Annotated in this window: 3 protein-coding genes; 1 reads left to right on the forward strand and 2 read right to left on the reverse strand. The window is 73.9% G+C overall.

Features of this window, described 5'->3' with window-relative positions; all coding sequences use genetic code 11:
• Nucleotides 1-256 precede the first annotated feature (256 nt).
• Together ABZ719_RS37340 and ABZ719_RS37345 are read right to left on the reverse strand one after the other, a co-directional pair.
• The gene (locus tag ABZ719_RS37340) at nt 257-1,267 is read right to left on the reverse strand and encodes an aldo/keto reductase (protein ID WP_366729619.1); all 1,011 of its coding nucleotides are present in this window, start codon (nt 1,265-1,267) and stop codon (nt 257-259) included.
• Nucleotides 1,268-1,517: 250 nt separating this feature from the next.
• A complete protein-coding gene (locus tag ABZ719_RS37345) occupies nt 1,518-2,633 on the reverse strand; it encodes a type II CAAX endopeptidase family protein (protein WP_366729620.1) in 1,116 nt (371 codons plus the stop codon).
• A gap of 139 nt (nt 2,634-2,772) precedes the next feature.
• Between ABZ719_RS37345 and ABZ719_RS37350 the strand changes: the two genes are divergently transcribed.
• The coding region (locus ABZ719_RS37350) for a histidine kinase (RefSeq protein WP_366729621.1) at nt 2,773-3,814 on the forward strand (1,042 nt) is incomplete at its 3' end.

Here is a 3,814-nt window from a genome sequence, read left to right on the forward strand (position 1 = left end):
GTCCGGTGCGTGCGATCGCAAGGCGCCGGAAGGTCCTTGTAGCGGAGCTGTCAGGGCCTTTCGGCAACGCCGCGAGCGTGCGTGCCGGGCGTCGCGAGCCGGGCGCCCCTTTTGTTCGCAGCTCTAAGGCATGAAGTGGCCGGACCGCTGGACCGCGGCGGCGTTCTCCTGCCCGGGCAGGGTGTGGACGCAGAGGGTGCAGACGTGACCGTCGACGGGGAAGGGGCCCGGAGGACGGCGGGTGGGAGCGGTGGGGTCAGGCGCCGTCGGGCAGCGGTGCGGCGGGGCTGACCAGGTCCGCGGCGCGCAGCTCCCTCCAGAACGCGGCCGGGACGGTCTCGTTCAGGGCGGCGGTGTCCTCGGCGATGCGGCTGGGGCGGGTGGCGCCGGGGATGACCGCGGCGGCTGCCGGGTGGGCCAGGGAGAACTGCAGGGCGGCGGCCTTGATGCTGATGCCGTGCTCGTCGGTGAGAGCCTTGAGACGCTTGACCTTCTCGATGATCTCCGGCGGGGCCTGCTGGTACTCGAAGTGGGTGCCGCCGGCGAGGATGCCGGAACTGTAGGGGCCGCCGACGACCATGTCGACGTTCTGCTCCTGGGCCATCGGCAGCAGCCGCTGCAGGGCGTGGGCGTGGTCGAGGAGGGTGTAGCGGCCGGCCAGGAGGAACCCGTCGGGCTGGGGCTCGTCCAGGGCCAGGGTCATCTCGATGGGCTCGGTCTTGTTGACTCCCAGACCCCAGGCCCTGATGACGCCCTCCTCCCGCAGGCGGGACAGGACGCGGAAGGCCCCGGTGCGGGCCTCCTCGAACTTCTGGACCCACGCGTCGCCGTGGAAGTCCTGGGCGATGTCGTGGACCCAGACGATGTCGAAGCGGTCGACGCCCATCCGCTCGAGGCTGCCCTCGATGGAGCGCTCGGTGGCGTCGGCGGTCCACTCGTGGAGCACCTTGTTGGGGTTGCCGTGCTCGAACAGGCCGCCCTTCTCGCCGAAGTCGGGGACGTCGGTCTCCCTCTCGTCCAGGATGACCCGCCCGACCTTGGTGGACAGCACGTAGGAGTCGCGGGGCCTGGCGGACAGGACCTGGCCCAGGCGCTGCTCGGCGAGGCCGGCTCCGTAGAAGGGGGCGGTGTCGTAGTAGCGGATGCCCGCGTCCCAGGCGGCCTCGACGGTGGCGCGGGCGTCCTCGTCGGGGATCGCGCGGAACATGTTGCCGAGCGGGGCGGTGCCGAAGCCGAGCCGGCCGGGAAGGATGTGCTTCAGGGACATGAACGGTGCCTTTTCGATCGATGCCTCGGTGGGGTGAGGCGGGGGGAGCGGATGCCTCCCGGTGCGGCGACCGACGTCCGAGGAAGCCGGGCACGGGGGGCACCGGGATGAGGGGGTACCCGCCGGTGGTACGGGCGGAAACTGGCGGAATCCGCATTTAGATGCAAAAGCGGCTTACATGCGTCAACAATAATTGCAGACGCGGGCTAATGCAAGGCTGTCCGCTCCCCGGCAGCATCAGAAACGTCCGTCAGGGACGATCGAGCGGGCGGGCCCCCGATTCAGGGCTGCACCGGGGTCGCCCCGACGTCTCGGCGGCGCCCGGCGCCGCGTGCGGGGCGGGTGCGGGCGTCGGGTGCGACCCGGCGGCCTGCGGGCCGGGCAGGGGGGAGTGCCCGGGCGGGGCGGACGCGGGGGAGCCGCAGCACCCGAAGGGCGGCGGGACCTGCGCGGCTTCCCGCGCCGGGGCTGTGCGCTGCGGCGGACGGCGCCGGGCGCACCACAGGACGGCGACCGTGTACAGCGCGACCCCCGCGAGGTCGATCACGACGAGGGGCAAGGTCGCGTCGGCGGCCGTCTCCTCGCTGCTGAGACCGTCGACGGCCGCCGCCGACAGGCCGAATGCCAGAAGGTTGTTGACCGCGTGCAGACCGATGGCCGCCTCCAGACCGCCGGTGCGAACGGTCAGCCCCCCGGCGAGCAGCCCGAAGACGACGAGTTCGGCGAAGCCCCACAGCGTGCCCCAGCCGTGAGCGGCGGCGAAGAGCACGGCCTGCGGCGCCACCGCACACCACGGTGAGCGGAAGAAGGCCCCCACGGACTGCAGCAGCCAGCCCCGGAAGACGTACTCCTCGGCGGCCGACTGCAAGGGGACCAGGACGACGAGCATCGCCATCGCGGGCAGGAACACCCCCATGTCCGCCCACCCGGACGGTGCCACCTCCTGCCCCGGCAGCAGCAGCACGATTGCGCAGGTCAGGGCGAGAACCGGCAGTGCCACCAGGACGCAGACCCCCAGCCACCGCCACCGCAGCCCGCCGGCGACCGACGACGCCGTGCCGGCCGGACGGCGGCCGATCCAGCCCGCCGCCAGCAGGACGAACGGTATGACGGAAGCGATCAGCAGCAGATCGACGGCCGTGTTGGTCACCGGACCGAAGTCGGCGAGGCCGTCCTGGTCCTCCGGATAGCCGCCGATGTCACCGATCACGGCCGAGAGAAGGAGGATCAGTCCCAGCGCCGTCGTCCATGCGGCGCCGATGAACAGCGTTCCCGTCACCGGCCGCCACCAGCGGTAGCGGCGCGAGACACGGGCAAGCCGGTGGAACGGGAGCGGCGGTGCGGAGGGCGGAGGCGAGAACTTCATGATCACAACGTGCCCGAACCGGCCGTCCCCCGTCATCGGCCGTGCGCAGGATCCGCGTCTCTACCCAGAGGTAGAGGCGGCCCGGGCCGGGGAGGGCGTGCGCCGGGCGGACCGGCGGCGCCGTAGGCTCGGCCCGGACATGGAGACGATACGCGACTGGCTGCCTCCCGCGGTGATCGCGGCGGCCGAGGCCGCCTGGCTGGGCCCCGGCGCCGCCTGGGCCGCAGAGGCCGCCCCGGGAGCAACGGGCGCCGCCGGCGCGGTGTGCGCCCTGGCCGTCCAGACGGCCGCCCTGGGTCACCGCCGCCGGACACCGGTGGCGGCGCTGGCGTGGACGGTGGCGGCCTCCGTCCTGGGACAGCTGTCCTGGCCGGACGGGTACCTGGGCATCGGCCCACTGGTCGCGCTGTACTCCCTGGCGGTCCTCCGTCCGGCGTCCGTGACCGTGCGGGCTGCCGCGGCGGTGATCGGTACGGAATGGCTGCTGGCCCTCCTGCGTGTCGGCCCGCGGCCCGCGCTCGTACCGGAACTGGTGCTCAGCGCGGTCGTCTACGCGCTCTGTGCGGGACTCGGTGAGAGGCGGCGGCAATGGCTCGCCGGGCGGCTCACCGCGGCCCGGCGGCTGGCCACCGCCGAGGACGGCAGACGGCGGGCGGGTGCGATCGAACGCGAGCGCCTCGCCCGGGAACTGCACGACGTGAGCGCCCATCACCTGACGTCCGTCGTCGTCACCGTGGACGCCGCCCGCCGGCTCGGCGGCAGCAGGCCCGGCCTGCGGGCGGAGGCTCTCGCGTTCGCAGAGCGCACCGGCACCGAAACGCTCATCGCCCTGCGGGGACTGGCCGGCCTGCTCCAGGACGCGGAACGGCCCGACCCACCGCGGCCGATGACCGCACGGATACGGGAACTCGTCGCCGAGTTCGGCAGACTCGGCCGCCCCATCGGCACCGAGATCCCGACCGACCTGGCGGGCCCGGCGGCTGAGGCCGCCTGGGGCATCGTCCGCGAAGCCCTCACCAACGTGCTGCGCCACGCGCCCGGCACGTCCGTGCGGGTGCGCCTGCGGCGCTCCGGCGGGCAGCTCCTGCTGGCGGTGGACAACACCGCCCCGCGCCCCGCCGGCACCCCGGGGGGGCGCCCGGCCCCGCCCGCCCCGCCCCCCCCCCCCCCCCCCCCCCCCC

The sequence above is a fragment of the Streptomyces sp. NPDC006743 genome, assembly GCF_040703815.1.
GTDB lineage: Bacteria > Actinomycetota > Actinomycetes > Streptomycetales > Streptomycetaceae > Streptomyces.

What these genes read in the sequence shown, in the direction of transcription:
- ABZ719_RS37340 (WP_366729619.1), bottom strand. Translation starts at nt 1,267, where the DNA reads ATGTCCCTGAAGCACATCCTTCCCGGCCGGCTCGGCTTCGGCACCGCC.
- ABZ719_RS37345 (WP_366729620.1), bottom strand. Translation starts at nt 2,633, where the DNA reads ATGAAGTTCTCGCCTCCGCCCTCCGCACCGCCGCTCCCGTTCCACCGG.